At 77.3% G+C, this 15,136-nt stretch carries 14 protein-coding genes; 9 read left to right on the forward strand and 5 right to left on the reverse strand.

Features of this window, described 5'->3' with window-relative positions; all coding sequences use genetic code 11:
* Position 1 precedes the first annotated feature (1 nt).
* The gene (locus ACI8AK_RS11225) at positions 2-826 is read right to left on the reverse strand and encodes a hypothetical protein (RefSeq protein WP_456956286.1); all 825 of its coding nucleotides are present in this window, start codon (positions 824-826) and stop codon (positions 2-4) included.
* Positions 827-994: 168 nt separating this feature from the next.
* Between ACI8AK_RS11225 and ACI8AK_RS11230 the strand changes: the two genes are divergently transcribed.
* From ACI8AK_RS11230 to ACI8AK_RS11240, 3 genes are read left to right on the forward strand one after another with little or no spacing between them, the layout of a single operon-like run.
* Positions 995-2,278, forward strand: coding sequence for a competence/damage-inducible protein A (locus tag ACI8AK_RS11230; RefSeq protein WP_387988698.1), 1,284 nt, complete (start codon positions 995-997; stop codon positions 2,276-2,278).
* A gap of 55 nt (positions 2,279-2,333) precedes the next feature.
* A complete protein-coding gene (locus tag ACI8AK_RS11235) occupies positions 2,334-2,753 on the forward strand; it encodes an SRPBCC family protein (protein WP_387988699.1) in 420 nt (139 codons plus the stop codon).
* A gap of 40 nt (positions 2,754-2,793) precedes the next feature.
* Complete coding sequence (locus ACI8AK_RS11240; protein ID WP_456956288.1) at positions 2,794-4,014, forward strand: DUF222 domain-containing protein; 1,221 nt, start codon at positions 2,794-2,796, stop codon at positions 4,012-4,014.
* Here the strand turns inward: ACI8AK_RS11240 and ACI8AK_RS11245 are convergent.
* On the reverse strand, positions 4,011-4,157 hold the full coding sequence (locus ACI8AK_RS11245; RefSeq protein ID WP_456956290.1) for a hypothetical protein: 147 nt from the start codon (positions 4,155-4,157) through the stop codon (positions 4,011-4,013). The genes ACI8AK_RS11240 and ACI8AK_RS11245 overlap by 4 nt on opposite strands.
* Before the next feature lie 225 nt (positions 4,158-4,382).
* Here ACI8AK_RS11245 and ACI8AK_RS11250 point away from each other — a divergent pair, with 225 nt between their 5' ends.
* From ACI8AK_RS11250 to ACI8AK_RS11265, 4 genes are all read left to right on the forward strand, one after another.
* A complete protein-coding gene (locus ACI8AK_RS11250) occupies positions 4,383-6,011 on the forward strand; it encodes an acyl-CoA dehydrogenase family protein (protein WP_456956292.1) in 1,629 nt (542 codons plus the stop codon).
* Between the two features lie 123 nt (positions 6,012-6,134).
* The gene (locus ACI8AK_RS11255; RefSeq protein WP_456956294.1) at positions 6,135-8,234 is read left to right on the forward strand and encodes a putative bifunctional diguanylate cyclase/phosphodiesterase; all 2,100 of its coding nucleotides are present in this window, start codon (positions 6,135-6,137) and stop codon (positions 8,232-8,234) included.
* A gap of 39 nt (positions 8,235-8,273) precedes the next feature.
* Positions 8,274-9,155, forward strand: coding sequence for an NYN domain-containing protein (locus ACI8AK_RS11260; RefSeq protein ID WP_456949951.1), 882 nt, complete (start codon positions 8,274-8,276; stop codon positions 9,153-9,155).
* A 45-nt stretch (positions 9,156-9,200) separates the two neighbouring features.
* Positions 9,201-9,437 (forward strand): hypothetical protein, encoded by a 237-nt coding sequence (locus tag ACI8AK_RS11265; RefSeq protein ID WP_387988703.1) that lies wholly within the window; start codon positions 9,201-9,203, stop codon positions 9,435-9,437.
* A 10-nt stretch (positions 9,438-9,447) separates the two neighbouring features.
* Here the strand turns inward: ACI8AK_RS11265 and ACI8AK_RS11270 are convergent, their stop codons facing one another.
* Complete coding sequence (locus tag ACI8AK_RS11270; protein WP_387988704.1) at positions 9,448-9,906, reverse strand: ATP-binding protein; 459 nt, start codon at positions 9,904-9,906, stop codon at positions 9,448-9,450.
* Between the two features lie 173 nt (positions 9,907-10,079).
* Between ACI8AK_RS11270 and ACI8AK_RS11275 the strand changes: the two genes are divergently transcribed.
* The gene (locus ACI8AK_RS11275) at positions 10,080-10,778 is read left to right on the forward strand and encodes a GAF and ANTAR domain-containing protein (protein WP_456956295.1); all 699 of its coding nucleotides are present in this window, start codon (positions 10,080-10,082) and stop codon (positions 10,776-10,778) included.
* Positions 10,779-10,802: 24 nt separating this feature from the next.
* Here the strand turns inward: ACI8AK_RS11275 and ACI8AK_RS11280 are convergent, their stop codons facing one another.
* Positions 10,803-11,762 carry a nucleoside hydrolase gene (locus ACI8AK_RS11280; RefSeq protein WP_387988706.1) on the reverse strand — a complete coding sequence of 320 codons (960 nt, stop codon included), beginning with the start codon at positions 11,760-11,762 and terminating at the stop codon, positions 10,803-10,805.
* Positions 11,763-11,805: 43 nt separating this feature from the next.
* Positions 11,806-13,158 carry an APC family permease gene (locus ACI8AK_RS11285; RefSeq protein ID WP_387988707.1) on the reverse strand — a complete coding sequence of 451 codons (1,353 nt, stop codon included), beginning with the start codon at positions 13,156-13,158 and terminating at the stop codon, positions 11,806-11,808.
* A gap of 348 nt (positions 13,159-13,506) precedes the next feature.
* On the opposite strand from ACI8AK_RS11285, the gene ACI8AK_RS11290 reads away from it, so the two are divergent.
* Entirely contained in the window at positions 13,507-14,346 is an 840-nt protein-coding gene (locus tag ACI8AK_RS11290; protein ID WP_456956297.1) for a hypothetical protein, read from the forward strand.
* The last annotated feature ends 790 nt before the right edge of the window (positions 14,347-15,136 follow it).

Raw genomic sequence — 15,136 nt, forward strand, 5'->3', positions numbered from 1 at the left:
GTCAGCGACGGCGGCCGGGCACCAGCCAGGCGGCGAGGGCCACGGCCCCCAGTGCGGCGGTGAGCAGGAAGCCGCGGTCGGTGTCGGCGTGGGGGAGGACGACGAGCACCCAGAAGACCGCCAGGCCGGCGGCCCCGCCGAGCGCCAGCCGCTCCGCGGTGAGGGGGCCCAGCCGCAGCGCCGGCACCAGCCGCGACAGCGCGGCCGCGCCGCCGAGCAGCGCGCAGACGGTGGCGAACGCCGCCCACGCCGGGACCTGACCCCACAGCGGCGGGCCGTCCAGGCGCAGCGCGAGCCCGAGCTCGAGCAGCACGAGGCCGAGCCCCGCCAGGCCGGCGCCGACCAGCGCGGCGCGGTCGCGGGACCGGCGCGGCGCCCGGGGGCGCGCCGGCTTCCCGGGCCGGGCGGCCGGGGCCTCCTGCGGGCCGGCGGCCGCCGGCGGGGGCACCGGCGGGGCGCCGAGCAGCGAGTCCAGGGGGCCCGTGGGCTGCGGCCCGGTCGGCTGGTAGCCGGCGGGCGCGTGGTGGACGGGCTCGTGGTGGACGGGCTCGTGATGGGCCGGTGTGTGGTGCACCGGCTCGTGGTGGAGCGGCGCGTGGTGGGACGGCGCGTGGTGGGACGGCGCGTGGTGGGACGGCTGGTGGTGGGCGGGCTCCGGCGTCGCTGCCGGCTGGGGCGTGGTCACCGGGTACGCGGGCGCCGGCAGGACCGACGGCGGCACGGCGGGCGCGCCCGGGTGTCCGGCGAGACCCGCGGCCGTCGCACCCTCCCCGGTGGTGGGGATCTGCTGCGTGCGCGGGCCGGCCGGCGGGGGCGAGGTGGTCACGGGTGCTCTCTCCTCCTGGGACGCGGGCGACCGGTCCCGCACGGGGTGGGACCGGTCCTCCCCGCACGCTAGCGGCGGTCCGCGCCCGGCCCGGGGAGGTGCGACGGCGGGTCCGGCGGTCCGCCTCGCACCCGGCGGGGAGGACGTCGTCCTCCTAGGGTCGGGCGGGTGGGCACGCGCGCGGGCATCGTCGTCACCGGCACCGAGGTCCTGACCGGCCGGGTCGCCGACCGCAACGGGCCGTGGCTCGCCGAGCAGCTGCGGCAGGCCGGCGTCGACGTGGGCTCGGTCCTCGTCGTGGGCGACCGGCCCGACGACGTGCGCGGCGCGCTGGCCTGGTTCGCCTCCTCCGGCGTCGAGCTGGTGATCACGACGGGCGGCCTCGGGCCCACCGCCGACGACCTCACCGCCGCCGTCGTGGGCGAGGTGCAGGGCAGGCCGCTGGACGTCGACCCGGAGCTGGAGCAGCGCGTCGCCGCCGTCGTCGAGCGGCTGATGGCCCGCCGCGGCTGGCGGTCGGACCCCGAGGCGACCGCGGCCGGCGTCCGCAAGCAGGCGATGGTGCCCGCCGGCGCCACCGTGCTGGAGCCGGTGGGGACGGCGCCGGGCCTCGTCGTCCCGCCCGCCGACGGCCGCACCGGGCCGGTCGTCGTCGTCCTGCCCGGGCCGCCGTCGGAGCTGCAGGGGATGTGGCCGGCGGCGCTGGCGGCCGGGCCGGTGCAGGAGGTGCTGGCCGGGGCGAGGGAGCTCCGCCAGGAGACGATCCGGCTCTGGGGGACGCTGGAGGCGCAGCTGGCCGCCACCCTCCGGGAGCACGAGCACGAGCTCGGCGGGCTGGAGGTCACCACCTGCCTGCGCGAGGGCGAGCTGGAGATCGTCACGCGCTTCGCGCCCGAGGCGCAGCCCGCGTACGACCGGCTGGCCGCCGTGCTGACCGAGACGTTCGCCGCGACGCTGTTCTCGACCGGGCCCACCCTCGACGAGCTGGTGGCCGGTGCGCTCGCCGACCAGGGCCTGACGATCGCCACCGCCGAGTCCTGCACCGGCGGGCTGCTGGTCGCCCGGCTCATCGAGCGGGCCGGGTCCTCGGCCTACGTGCTCGGCGGGATCACCTCGTACGCGAACTCGGCGAAGGAGCAGCTGGTCGGGGTGCCGGGGGAGGTGCTCGCCGAGTACGGCGCGGTGAGCCCGCAGGTGGCGCTGGCGCTGGCCGAGGGGGCGCGGGCACGGTTCGGGGCCGACGTCGGCGTCGGGGTCACCGGCATCGCCGGGCCCGGCGGCGGGACGCCGGACAAGCCCGTGGGCACCGTGCACCTGTGCGCCGTCGGCCCGGTGGGCCAGCAGGCGCGGTCGGTGCGGCTGCGCGGCTCGCGGACGGCGGTGCGCGAGCGCTCCGTCGTCCTCGCGATGCACATGCTGCGCCAGCTGCTGCTCGGCGGCCCGCCGGCCTGACCGTGCCGCCGTCCGCGGTGCGTGCGGCGGGTCCGTCGCGGGCAGGGAGGGCGGCATGACGACCGTGACCCTGCACGCCACCGGCCCGGTGTCACCCGCGGAGGCGTGGGAGCGCTACGCCCGGCCCGCCCGGTGGCCGCAGTGGGCGCCGCAGATCACCGGCGTCGAGGTGCCGGGGCCCCGGCTCGCCGCCGGGGTGAGCGGGCGGGTGCGCGGGCCGGTGGGGGTGACGCTCCCGTTCGTCGTCGAGTCGGTGGACGAGGCGGCACGGCAGTGGGCGTGGACGGTGAGCGCCGGCCCGGTCCGGCTGCACCTGCTGCACTGGGTCGCCGACGGTCCCGACGGCGGCAGCACCACCGGCCTGCGCATCTCCGGCCCGGCGCCGGTCGTGGTCGGCTACGCCCCGCTGGCGCAGCTGGCGATCGGCCGGTTGGTCCGTCCGCTCGACCAGCGGAGTGCCGGACAACCGGTCTGACCTGCGGGAACTGTCGTACCCCGGCCGTAGCGTGCGGGGTGTGGAGGAGGTCGCGGAGTACCGGTCGCCGGTCGAGCAGGCGTTGCTCGACGCGGTGATCGAGCTGCCCGCACCCTTTCGCCGGCTGCCGGTGGCGCTGCTGTCGCGGGAGCAGAAGGCCGCCGAGCTGCAGCGGGTGGCCGCGCTCAAGGCGATGACCGCCGCCTACGAGGCGGAGCTGGTCCTGGGCCTGGCCGACGACTCCCCGGCCGATCTCGATCCCGCGCCGGGCGCCCCCGGCGCCCGGACGGGCTCCTGGGCGCCGGATGCCGAGCTGCCCGGGGTGTCGGAGTTCTTCACCGCCGAGCTGGCGCTCGTGCTCAACGTCGGCCGGGGCACCGCCTCCCACCTGGCCCACCGGGCGTGGACGTACCGCTCCCACCTGCCCGGCACCTGGGCGGCGCTGGCCGCCGGGCGGCTGGACGAGGCCCGTGCCAAGGCGCTGGTCGACGTGCTGGAGCACACGAGCGCGGCCACCGCCCGGACGATCGAGGCCCGGCTGCTGCCGGAGGCCACGTCCCTGACGGTGCGCAAGCTCAAGGACCGCGCGCTGGCGCTGCTGCTCGCGGCCGACGCCGAGGCCATCGACCAGCGGAGGGTGATCGCGCAGCGGCACGCCGACGTGCGGCTGTACGACTGCCCGTTCGACGGCATGGCCACCCTCGCCGCCGACCTCCCGGCAGATGTCGCCGCCGCCAGTCATGCGCTGGTGGATGAGCTGGCGCGGATGCTGAAGGCCGACGGGGACCAGCGGCCGATCGGGCAGCTGCGCACGCTGGTCCTGGCCGATCTGCTGCAGCGCCCGTGGGAGACCGGCCGCCCGCCGGTGAGCGCCCACCTGCAGGTCATCGCCACCCTCGCCGCGCTGGCCGGCCGCAGCGACGAGGCGGGTGCGGTGAACGGGCTGCCGATCACCGCCGCCCATCTGCGTGAGCTGCTCACCCAGCTCGACGCCCTCGGCCTGCGCACCCCGGAGGGCGGGGCGGTCACCCTGGCGCTGGTCGACGACGACGGCACGCTGCGCGCCACCACCCTCGATCAGTTGCGTCGGCTCGCCCGCACCGGCTGCGCCGACCACCCGGCCGACGCCGACTGCGACTGTGCGCTGCTGGACCGCCCGGACGCGACGGACGCCTACGCGCCGTCGGCCCAGCAGCAGGCGTTCGTGCACACCCGCGACCGCACCTGCCGCTTCCCCACCTGCGGCCAGCGGGTCGGCTAGGCCGACACCGACCACGTCGTCCCCCACGCCACCGGCGGCGCCACCGACTGCGCCAACCAGTGCTGCCTGTGCCGCAGCCACCACCGCCTGAAGACCTTCGCCCGCGGCTGGCGCTTCCACATGAGCGCCGACGGGACCCTCACCGTCACCACCCCGTCGGCGATCACGCGGACGACCCGGCCACCGGGGCTGCGACCACCACCGGCCGAACCCGACTCACCGCCGGACCATCCCGGACCACCGTCACCGGCCGACCCGGCCGACGACCCGCCGCCCTTCTGAGTGCCGCCGTCCCGTCGTTCCACGTGGAACTCGCCGGCGGACCAGGGGTGTGACCGCGGTGACAGCGAGGTCGTACGGTGCGCGGCGTGGCTGCGACGCACGAGGTCCTGAACCAGGCCCCGCCGCTGGTCGGGTACGACCCGATCGCCGGGGACGCGGCGCTGCGGGAGGCCTGTCTCCGGCACGCCGACGAGGCGACGCTCGCCTCGCTGGCCGAGCTCGGCGCGCTGGCCGGCAGCGAGCAGGCCCGCGAGTGGGGCCGGCTGGCCGACGAGAACCGCCCGGTGCTGCGCACCCACGACCGGTACGGCCACCGCGTCGACGAGGTGGAGTTCCACCCGGCCTGGCACGAGCTCATGCGGACGGCGTTCGAGCACGGTCTGGCCGGCGCGCCGTGGGCCGCGGCCGACGCCGGTTACCGGCACGCCCACGTACGCCGCGCCGTCGGCTACCTCGGCTGGACGCAGGTCGAGGCCGGCCACGGCTGCCCCGTCACCATGACCTACGCGGCCGTGCCGGCGCTGCGGGCGGCGCCCGACCTCGCCGCCCGCTACGAGCCCGGCCTGACCGCGACCGGCTACCGGTTCGGCCTGACCGACCCCGTCGCCAAGCCGGGCCTGGTCGCGGGCATGGGCATGACCGAGAAGCAGGGCGGCTCCGACGTCCGGGCCAACACCACGCGTGCGGTCGCGAACGCCGACGGCAGCTACGCGCTCACCGGGCACAAGTGGTTCACGAGCGCCCCGATGAGCGACCTGTTCCTCGTGCTGGCCCAGCTCGACGAGGGCGTGTCCTGCTTCCTCGTCCCGCGGGTGCTCCCGGACGGCAGCCGCAACGTCTTCCGCCTGCAGCGCCTCAAGGACAAGCTCGGCGACCGCGCCAACGCCTCCAGCGAGGTCGAGTTCGACGGCACCACCGGCTGGCTGGTCGGCGCCCCCGGCCGCGGCGTCCCGACGATCATCGAGATGGTCAACACGACCCGGCTGGACTGCGTCATCGGATCGGCCGCGACGGTGCGGGCGGCGCTCACCCAGGCGGTCCACCACGCCCGGCACCGCTCCGCCTTCGGCGCGCTCCTGGTCGACCAGCCGCTCATGCAGAACGTGCTGGCCGACCTCGCCGTCGAGAGCGAGGCAGCCACCGCGCTGGCGATCCGGCTGGCCGCCGCGGTCGACGCCGGCGAGAAGGCGTTCCTGCGGCTGGCCGGTGCCGCCGCCAAGTTCCTCGTCTGCAAGCGGACGCCGGGCGTCGTCGGCGAGGCGCTCGAGGTGCTCGGCGGCAACGGCTACGTCGAGGAGTCGGGCATGCCCCGGCTCTACCGGCAGGCGCCGCTCAACAGCATCTGGGAGGGCTCCGGCAACGTCATCGCGCTCGACGTGCTGCGGGCCCTGGGCCGCAGCAGCGAGTCGCTGGCCGCCGTCACCGACGAGATCGAGCTCGCCCGCGGCGTCGACGCCCGCTTCGACGACGCCGTGAAGCGGCTGGCCGCCGAGCTCGGCGACCCGGACGCGCTGCCGCTGCGCGCCCGCCGGATCGCCGGCCTGCTCGCCCAGTGCCTGCAGGGCTCGCTGCTGCTGCGGTACGCCCCGCCCGAGGTCGCCGACGCGTTCTGCGCCACCCGCCTCGGCGGGGACTGGGGGTCGGTGCTGGGCACGCTGCCGTCCGCCGTGCCCGCCGCGCGCATCGTGGAGCGGTCGACCGTTGCCCCTGCCTGAGAGCCCGCGGCTCCACTACCCTCGGGTACGCGTCGCGCACGGACCGACTTCCCATCCTGTCCCGGTCCGGTACCGGTGACCCGCTCGACGGGGTCCGGCGTGCGGCAGGGGGAGAGAGAACGCGTGCACCCATCCGACCGTGCGGGCGCGGCGGCACCGCCGAACCTGCTGGCCAGCGTCCCCGACGCGGCCTGCCACATCGACCGGGAGTGGCGCTTCACCTGGCTCAACGCCGCCCTGGAGGACCTGCTCGGGCGGCCGGCCGACACCCTGCTGGGCCAGAAGGTCCTCGACTGCATCCCGGACCTGCGCGACACCGAGTTCGTGGCGGAGCTCAGGGGCGCCCTCGACGACGGCCACCCCCGCGTGTTCGAGTACCTGCACAGGCCGCGGGACCGCTGGTTCGAGGTCCGCGCCTCCGCCGACAGCACCGGCCTGGTCGTGTTCATCCGCGACGTCGACTCGCGGCACCGCGCGCACGCCGCCCAGGCGCACGCCCTCCGGCAGACCACCGCCGTCCTCGACGCGTACCCCACCCCGACCGTGCTGGTCGACCGCGGCGGCCGGGTCCGCAGCGTCAACCGCAGCTGGGCCGACACCGCGGACGTCGTGCGCGCAGGGGGCTGGGAGCCCGCCGAGGTGGGCGACGACTACCTCGCGCGGATAGGTCAGGGCCTGACCCCGGACGACCTGGCCCGCATCGCCGGCGGGCTCGCCGAGCTGCGGGCGGCGCCGCCCGGAGGACCGACGCGCACCTTCTCCTGCGAGTACTCCATCGAGTCCTCCAGCGGTCGCACATGGTGGCGCATGCAGGCGGCGCGGGTGGAGGAGGACGGCCAGCTCGTCGCCACCCACATCGACATCACCGAGCGGGTCCGCGACCAGGAGCGGCTGGCCTGGCAGGCCCACCACGACGACCTCACCGGCCTGGCCAACCGCGCCCGGCTGCTCGAGCTCGTGGGCGAGGCGCTGGCCGACGAGCGCACCCGCACCGCGCTGCTGTTCCTCGACATCGACGGCTTCAAGACCATCAACGACTCGCTCGGCTCCGAGGTCGGCGACGAGCTGCTGCGCCAGGTGGGCGCCCGGCTGGCCGCCCAGATCCGTCCCGGCGACGCCGTCGGCCGCCTGGGTGGGGACCAGTTCGTCGTCCTGGCCCGCTCCTGCGACACCCCGGAGGCGGCGTCGCTGGCCTTCCGGCTGCAGCGCTCCTTCGCCCGCCCGTTCATCGCGCTGGGGGTCTCGGTGCCGGTGTCGGCCAGCATCGGGGTCGCCGTCGCCCAGCCCGGGCTGCGGCACGCCCACCAGCTGCTCAGCGACGCCGACGCCGCGAGCTACGCCGCGAAGGCGGCCGGCCGCGACCGCGTCCACCTGTTCTCCCCGGGGCTGCGCGACGCCGCCCGCTGGCGCATGGACGTCGCCACCCGGCTGCGCGACGGCGCGCTCGACCAGTTCGTCGTCCACTACCAACCGGTGGTGCGCCTGGACACCGGCGAGGTCGAGGGCGTCGAGGCGCTGCTGCGCTGGCAGCACCCCGAGCGCGGCCTGCTCTCGCCCGACGCCTTCCTCTCCGTGGCCGAGGAGACCGGGCAGCTGATCCCGATCACCCGGTGGCTGCTGCACGAGACCACCCGCCAGGCCGCCGAGTGGGCCGCGCAGGGCCTGTCGCTGCGGATGGCGGTCAACATCAGCGCCCGCCACTTCTCCGCCGAGACGCTGGTCCGCGACGTCCGGACGGCGCTGCACGAGTCGGGCCTGGCGCCCGAGCAGCTGATGCTCGAGCTGACCGAGACCAGCGTCGCCGAGGACCCCACCCGCGCCGAGGACCAGCTCGCCGTCCTGCGCGGCTTCGGCGTGCGGGTGGCCATCGACGACTTCGGCACCGGCTGGTCCTCCCTGGCCCAGCTCATGGCGCTGCCCATCGGGACGCTCAAGATCGACCGGTCGCTGATCACCGCCGCCGAGCGGCTGGCCTCCGGCGGCACCGGCGCGGTCCTCGGGGCGATCGTCGAGCTCGCGCACACCCTGGGCATCCGGTCGGTGGCCGAGGGCGTGGAGACCGCCGAGCACCTGCGGATGGTCCGCGAGGCCGGCTGCGACTCCGCCCAGGGCTACCTGCTCGCCCACCCCATGAGCGCCGAGGACGTCGAGCGCTGGGCGGACCGGGTGCGGGCCGGCGGCGGCGACTCCTGCGCGCTGGCCCTCGCCGGCCGGCTGCGCTGAGGGGGCTGCCCTGAGCGGACAGGGGGGAGGGGACCGGCGGTGACCGGTCCCCTCCGCCGGCGCGCCGTCCGCCGGGCGACCGCCCCGGCCGGCCCGCCGCCGGTCGTCGCACCGCCCGCCGTCCCGCCCGTCGTCGTCCCGCCGGTGCCGGACACCCCGGACACCCCGGACACCCCGGACACCCCGGACGGCACCGGCACGGACGCGGCGGCGACCGGGCAGACTGCCCCCGTGACCGCGACCAGCGAAGAGACGCCCCTCGCCGAGCCCCGGGCCGACGGCGGCCGGGGGCGGCCCGCGCTGGACCTGCTGATCTGGGACGCGCCGAACATCGACATGACCCTGTCGACGGTCATCGGCGCCCGCCCCACCGCCGCCTCCCGGCCGCGCTTCGACGCGATCGCCGCCTGGTTCGTCGACGGCGCCGGCGACCCCGCCGCGCCGGACGCGCCCGAGGTCGAGGCCTGCGTCTTCGCCAACATCCCGCCGGTCGTCGGCTCGCTGCAGCGCTGGGTGGAGGCGCTGCGCGGCTTCGGCTACGCCGTCTTCGCCCGGCCCAAGAGCCAGCCCGACGACGACATCGACCAGGCGATGCTCGACCACATCGAGGTCCGCGCGCACAGCCACCGGCTGCGGCGGCTGGTCGTGTTCTCCGGCGACGGGCGCAACTTCGCCGAGCCGCTCGAGGAGCTCGCGCGGACCGGCACCCAGGTCGTCGTCGTGGCGTTCAGCGAGGTCGCGGGCTACGCCATCGGTTCGGACCTGCTGGAGTTCATCGACATCGAGGACGTCCCCGGCGCCTTCGCCGCGCCGCTGGACCGCGTCCGGCTCGACGCCCTGCCGCCGGACGGCGCGTGGCTGCGGCCCACCCGCAGCCTGCGGGACTTCGTCTCGAACTGGACCGCCCGCCGCAGCAGCTGAGCCACCCTCGTGTCCCCCGGCCCCGTCCGGGGAAGGGAGGGGGCCATGGCGGTCTGCGAGGTCTGCGGCAACGACTACGACATGAGCTTCGAGGTGGTGGCCCAGGGGGCCCGGCACACCTTCGACAGCTTCGAGTGCGCCATCCACCGCATGGCGCCCATCTGCGAGCACTGCGGCGTCAAGGTGGTGGGCCACGGCGTCGTCGTGGAGGGGCAGTTCTACTGCTGCGCGCACTGCGCCCGCGCCGAGCACGACGGCGCGGCGGTGGCCGACTCGGCCTGAACCCCCGGGCTCAGTCCCGCGGGATCTCCGGCGCGCGCGGCTCGGGCACCTGGCTGCCGAACCCCTCGACCGGCTCCAGCCCGGAGGGCAGCCGCGCCCACACGTGCTTGCGGCCGGGGCGCCTCTCCCAGCCGTAGTCGACCGACAGCTGTGCCACCAGGTGCAGGCCCATCCCGCCCAGGGACGGGTCGCGGTCGACGGCGGGCACCGGCGGGCGCTCGGGCGCCTCGTCGCTGAGGTCGAGCAGCCAGCCGGCGGGGCTGGCCACCACCAGCGCGCGGACGTCGCCGCCGCCGTGCCGCAGGGCGTTGGAGGCCAGCTCCTCGAACACCAGCAGCAGCCCGTCGCGGGCGTCCTCGGTCGACGACGTGCTCACCGACGGGTGGGCGATCCGGGCCCGCAGGTCCGCGCGCACCCGGGAGACGACGTGCATGGCCTCCAGCTGCCAGTGCCAGACGTCGCCGGCCACGGAGGGCACCGGAGTGCACGGCCACGCCTCCTGGCCCATGTCCCACCCCTCGCGTCTGCTCCGCCGACCGGCGTCCATCCTGACCGAAAGCGCCCTGGCCCGCAGCGGCGGGCCCGTACGGTCCCCGCCCACGGTGATCGGCCGGGTCCCCGGCAGCGGCCGTTGCGGGCAGGATGGGCCCCGTGGAGGACCTCTGGCGCGCGCTGAGCCGACTGCGGCTCGCCGACCGGGCCCTGGACGACGCGCTCGACGAGGTCACCCGGATCGCCGCCGAGAACGTCCCCGGCGCCGAGTCGACGTCGATCACGCTGATCCGCGGGGACGTGGCCACCACCGCCGCCCACCACGGCGACATGGCGCTGGCTGCCGACGAGCTGCAGTACGAACGGGGCTACGGCCCGTGCATGGACGCCGGGCGCGCCGGGGTCGTCCTGCGGATCGACGACACCCGCACCGAGACGCGCTGGCCGGAGTACGTGGCCCGGGTGGTGGAGGTCGGGGTCCGCAGCTCGCTGTCGATGCCGCTGCCCTACCAGGCCACCACGATCGGGGCGCTGAACATCTACTCGACGCGGCCCGCCGCGTTCGCCTCCGACGGGTCCGTCGAGGCGGCCCGCCAGGTCGCGGAGGCGGTCGCCGTCGCCGTCGCCAACGCCGACGCGCACGCCCAGCTCGGCGAGCACGCCCGCAACATGGAGCTGGCGATGCAGTCCCGCGCGGTCATCGAGCAGGCCAAGGGCGTGCTCATGGCGCAGCGGCACGTCGACGCCGACGCCGCCTTCGAGCTGCTGCGCGAGGCGTCCCAGCGCTACAACCGCAAGCTGCGCGACATCGCCACCGGGATCGTGGCCTCCACGCAGGACCGGCGCTGAGGCGGACCGGCCCGCCGGCGCGGCTCAGCCCACCCGCGTCGCCAGGTCGGCCAGCCGGCTGACCAGGAACTCCACGGCGGCCGGGCTGTCCACGGTCTCGGCGACGTCGACCGCGGTGGGGGAGTCCGACACCGTCCTGCGGTCGACCAGCGTCTGCCCGCGGGCCGGCCCCAGGGTGGTGTCGACGACGACGTCGCGGCGGACGGTGCCCAGCGTGCCCGGCACGATCGCCTCGGTGAGCGCCAGCGCGTCGTGCACCACCACGCCGGTCGTGCCGTAGGAGGTGCGGGCGTGGTCCAGGTACTGCTGCAGGATCGCCGCCGCCGTCTTCCCGACCGGCCCGGCCGAAGCGAACCGGGCGACGCCGTCCTCGTCGAGGACCGTGGGCAGCGTGACGTCGAGGCCGACGAGCACGGTGGGCACCGTCGAGCCGAGCACCCGCGCCGCGGCCTCCGGGTCGGACCACACGTTGAACTCCGCGGCGGCGGTGACGTTGCCGCCGCGGGCGGCCGAGCCGCCCATGAGCACCAGCCGGTCGATCCGCTCCGCCGCCTCGGGGTAGGTGGCCAGCAGCAGCGCGACGTTGGTCCACGGCCCGATCGCGGCCACCGTCACCGGCTCCTCCGACGCCAGGAGCAGCTCGGCGAGCGCGACGACGGCCGGGCGGGGGTCGACGGCGGCCGGGGAGGGCGGGAGGTCGACGCCGCCGAGGCCCGTGGCGCCGTGGACGTGCCCGGCGCGCTCGGGCTGGGGGAACACCAGCGAGTCGGTGGCGCCCGCGGCCACGGGGACGTCGGAGCGGCCGGCCAGGTGCAGCACCCGCAGCGCGTTCTCGGTGGTCTGCGCGAGGGACACGTTGCCGTGCGTGGTGGTGACCAGGCGGAGGTCGACCTCGGGGCTGGCCAGCGCCAGCAGGATCGCCAGCGCGTCGTCGATGCCGGGGTCGGTGTCGATCACCAGGGGCCGCGGTGCGGGAGGAGCCACCCGGCCATCCTCGCAACCGGGCCCGGGTGCGCCTGCGCCGCGGTCAGCTCCCGGCCCGGCGCCGCGGCAGCGCGGTCACCAGGTACAGCACCACCCCGACGGCGAGCAGGACGCCGGCGAACGCCCAGGTCCGGGCCTCCTGGCGCCACAGCAGCACCAGGCACGAGGCGATGCCGAGCACCGGCACCACCAGCGGCACCCGGAAGTGCGGGGCGTCGACCCGGTCGCGGCGCAGCACGAGCACCGCGGCGTTGGTGCTGACGAAGACGAACAGCAGCAGGAGCACCACCGTGTTGGCCAGCGTGGCCAGGTCCCCGGCCAGGCTCAGGCCCATGGCCACCAGCGTGGTGACGGCGATGGCCACCCACGGCGTCCGGCGGCGCGGCAGCACCCGGCCGAGGACCGCCGGCAGCAGGCGCTGCTCGGCCAGCCCGTAGGCCATCCGGCTGGCCATGATCATCGTGAGCAGGGCGCCGTTGGCGACGGCGACCAGGGCGACGACGCTGAACAGCTCGTCGGGGATGCCGGCGTCGGCGGCGCGGACCACCTCGAGCAGCGGCCCGGTGGAGCCGGCGAGCTCCGCGGGCGGGAGGACGACCGCGGCGGCCAGCCCGACCAGCACGTAGACGACGCCCGCGGTGAGCAGCGCCCCGAACAGCGCCCGCGGGTAGACCCGCCGCACGTCGCGGACCTCCTCGGCGACGTTGGCCGACGTCTCGAACCCGACGAACGAGTAGTAGGCGAGCAGCGCCGCCGACAGCACCGCCGTCGCCGCCGACACCCCGGGCGGGAACTCCACGACCCGGCCCGGGTCGCCGTCGCCGCGCCCGAGGACCACCGCCCCGAGGACGACGACGAGGACCAGGCCCGAGGTCTCCACCAGCGTCATGACCAGGTTGGCGCGCAGGGACTCCCGGATGCCGCGGGCGTTGAGCAGCGCCACCACCAGCAGGAACACCAGGGCGGCCGGGGCGGCGGGCACGTCGAGGAAGACGGTCAGGTAGTCACCGGCGAAGGCCAGCGCCAGGCCCGCGGCGCTGGTGACGCCGGCGGCGAGCATGCAGAAGCCGACGAGGAAGGCGACCACCGGGGAGCGGAACGCCCGCTCCGCGAACACCGCCGAGCCGCCGGCCCGCGGGTACTTCGTGACCAGCTCGGCGTAGGACCCCGCGGTGAGCAGTGCCAGCAGCAGGGCGACCAGCAGCGGCACCCAGATCGCGCCGCCGACCTCCGCGGACACCTCGCCGACCAGCGCGTAGACACCGGCGCCCAGGACGTCCCCGAGGATGAACAGGTAGAGCAGCGGCCCGGTGACGGCGCGGCGCAGCCTCGTGTCCGGCTCGTCCGTGCTGCCCGGCGTCCGGTCGGGTGCCGCCGTCGCGGCCCGCTCGCTCACCGGTCGAGTCTCGGCAGGGCCGCACCCCACCGGCAACCGGACCACACCGTCCGGGGACGCGGGGGACGGGCCGGGGACACGCCCCGACACGCCGGGCGCGCCGGGGCGTGTCCCGGCGTGACCGGAGGCCCCGCAGGGGCTCTCCACGCTCGCGGGCCGTCGACGGGTCGACAAGTGATCGTCGGCAGCGCCGGGTGACCAACGCGCTGGTCAGGGCGTCACAACGGTTGCGTCACGGGGTCTCCAGGACGTGTCCCGACGAGCCGTCCGCGAGGCCCGCCGTCCCTACGGTTCTCCCTGTCCGCAGCACCTTCCCCGGCTGCGGACCAAGACCCTCAGGAGGACGGCATGGCGATCGACCGGGCACCCGCCCCGTCGTCGGCGACCCTGCCGGACGACCTGTCCCTGGCCGGCCTGTTCGGCCTGCTCGACCGGGCGCACGAGCTGCCGCGGCGGTCCCGGCCGCGCCGCGCGGTGACGACCCGCTCGCCGGGCGCCCCCCGCGCGCTGCGCCCGCTGCCGGTGGCCCGCCCGGTGCCCGTGCCCCGGCCGCGTCCCGTCCCGCCGGCCGCGGCCCAGGCGGCCGAGGCGGCCCCGGCCCTGGTGACCCCGGCCCCGGTGACCCCGGCCCCGGTGACCCCGGCCCCCGCGGCCGGCCCCCGCTGGCGCGCGCGGCTGCGGGCCTCGGTCCGGCGGCTGGCCATGTGGGGTGCCGGCCCGGACGGCGCCCACGCCGCCTGGCCGACCGCGCCCGTCGTCGTCCCGCCGGCCGGTCCCGGCCTGGTCCGGCGGCTGGCGCTCTGGGGCGCCGGCCCCGACGGCGCGCACCTGGCCTGGGGCCGGCCCCGCCCGGCCGTCCCGGCCGTCCCGCGGCCTCGCGTCCCGGACGGTCCCGTGGTGCTCACCGAGCTGCCGAGCACCCCCACGATCCGGCCCGCGGCGTCTTCCCCCGCCGCGGCGTCGCTCCCGGCCGGCGCCGGCCGGCCGGTCCCGCCCCGTCCCGCCGCCCCCCGCTCCGCGGGTCCGGCGCTGGCCCCGGCCGGCTGGCCGGCGCGGCCCGCCACCGGGCGGCCGACGGCGCGGGCGCCCGACCCGCCGCGCACCGCCGGTGCGGTGCGCACCCGGGGCGACCCGGGCGGGCACCCGGCGCGGGGTTCGCCCCGGCCACCCCCACCGGCTCCCGGCTGATCCGCAGCGCGCCCCCTCCCCGGGGACGCGCGTCCGCCCCTCGTCGACGTGCTCGACGGGCCCGGCCGCCCCCTTCCCCCCCGCGGGTGGCCGGACCGCCGGCCCGCTCCCCGAGCAGATCCACCCCCGGCCGACCACGGCCGCCCCTGGCCTCCACCGCGGCACCCCGCCGCCGGGCAGACCCCTCCGCACGACGATCCGGCCTCGACCCCCCGCCGACTCACCCACCGGGTGCAGCGCGCGGACCCTCCAGGGAGGCCCCGGACCGCACCGCGAGCGGCGCCCGGCAGCGGGAGTCCACCCGCCGCCCGACAGACGCTCCCGCACGACGATCCGGCCTCGACCGCCCGCCGACCCACCGACCCGGTGCAGCGCGCGGACCCTCCCGGGAGGCCCGGACGAGCGCGGCGCGGCCTGTCCGGCGACGGTCGCCGCGGCGGGAGGACCGGGTCCCGCCGGTACCCGGTGGGGGACGACCCGCCCCGTCGTCCCCCCGGGTCTCTGACCGAGCGCGACCCGGCCAGGCAGGCGCCCGGCCCGCCGGAGGAGGTGGACGCCCGCGGGACCCGGCCACGGTCACGGCCCGGCGCCGCGAGGAGGACGGCGGACGCAGCCCCGCTCCGGGGCGCGCCGCGACGAGACGACACGACGGGCGCTCCCGGGCGGCCCGGACCGGCACCGCCGCCGGCCCGCGCCGCCGGGAGCGCCCGTCCCGCGCGTCGGCACGCGGTGTCGACTGGGGCACACCGGTTGTCCTCCCCGCCCCGGCATGGGAGAAAGGACGGCGGAC

It is taken from the genome of Geodermatophilus sp. SYSU D00867 (assembly GCF_054050315.1).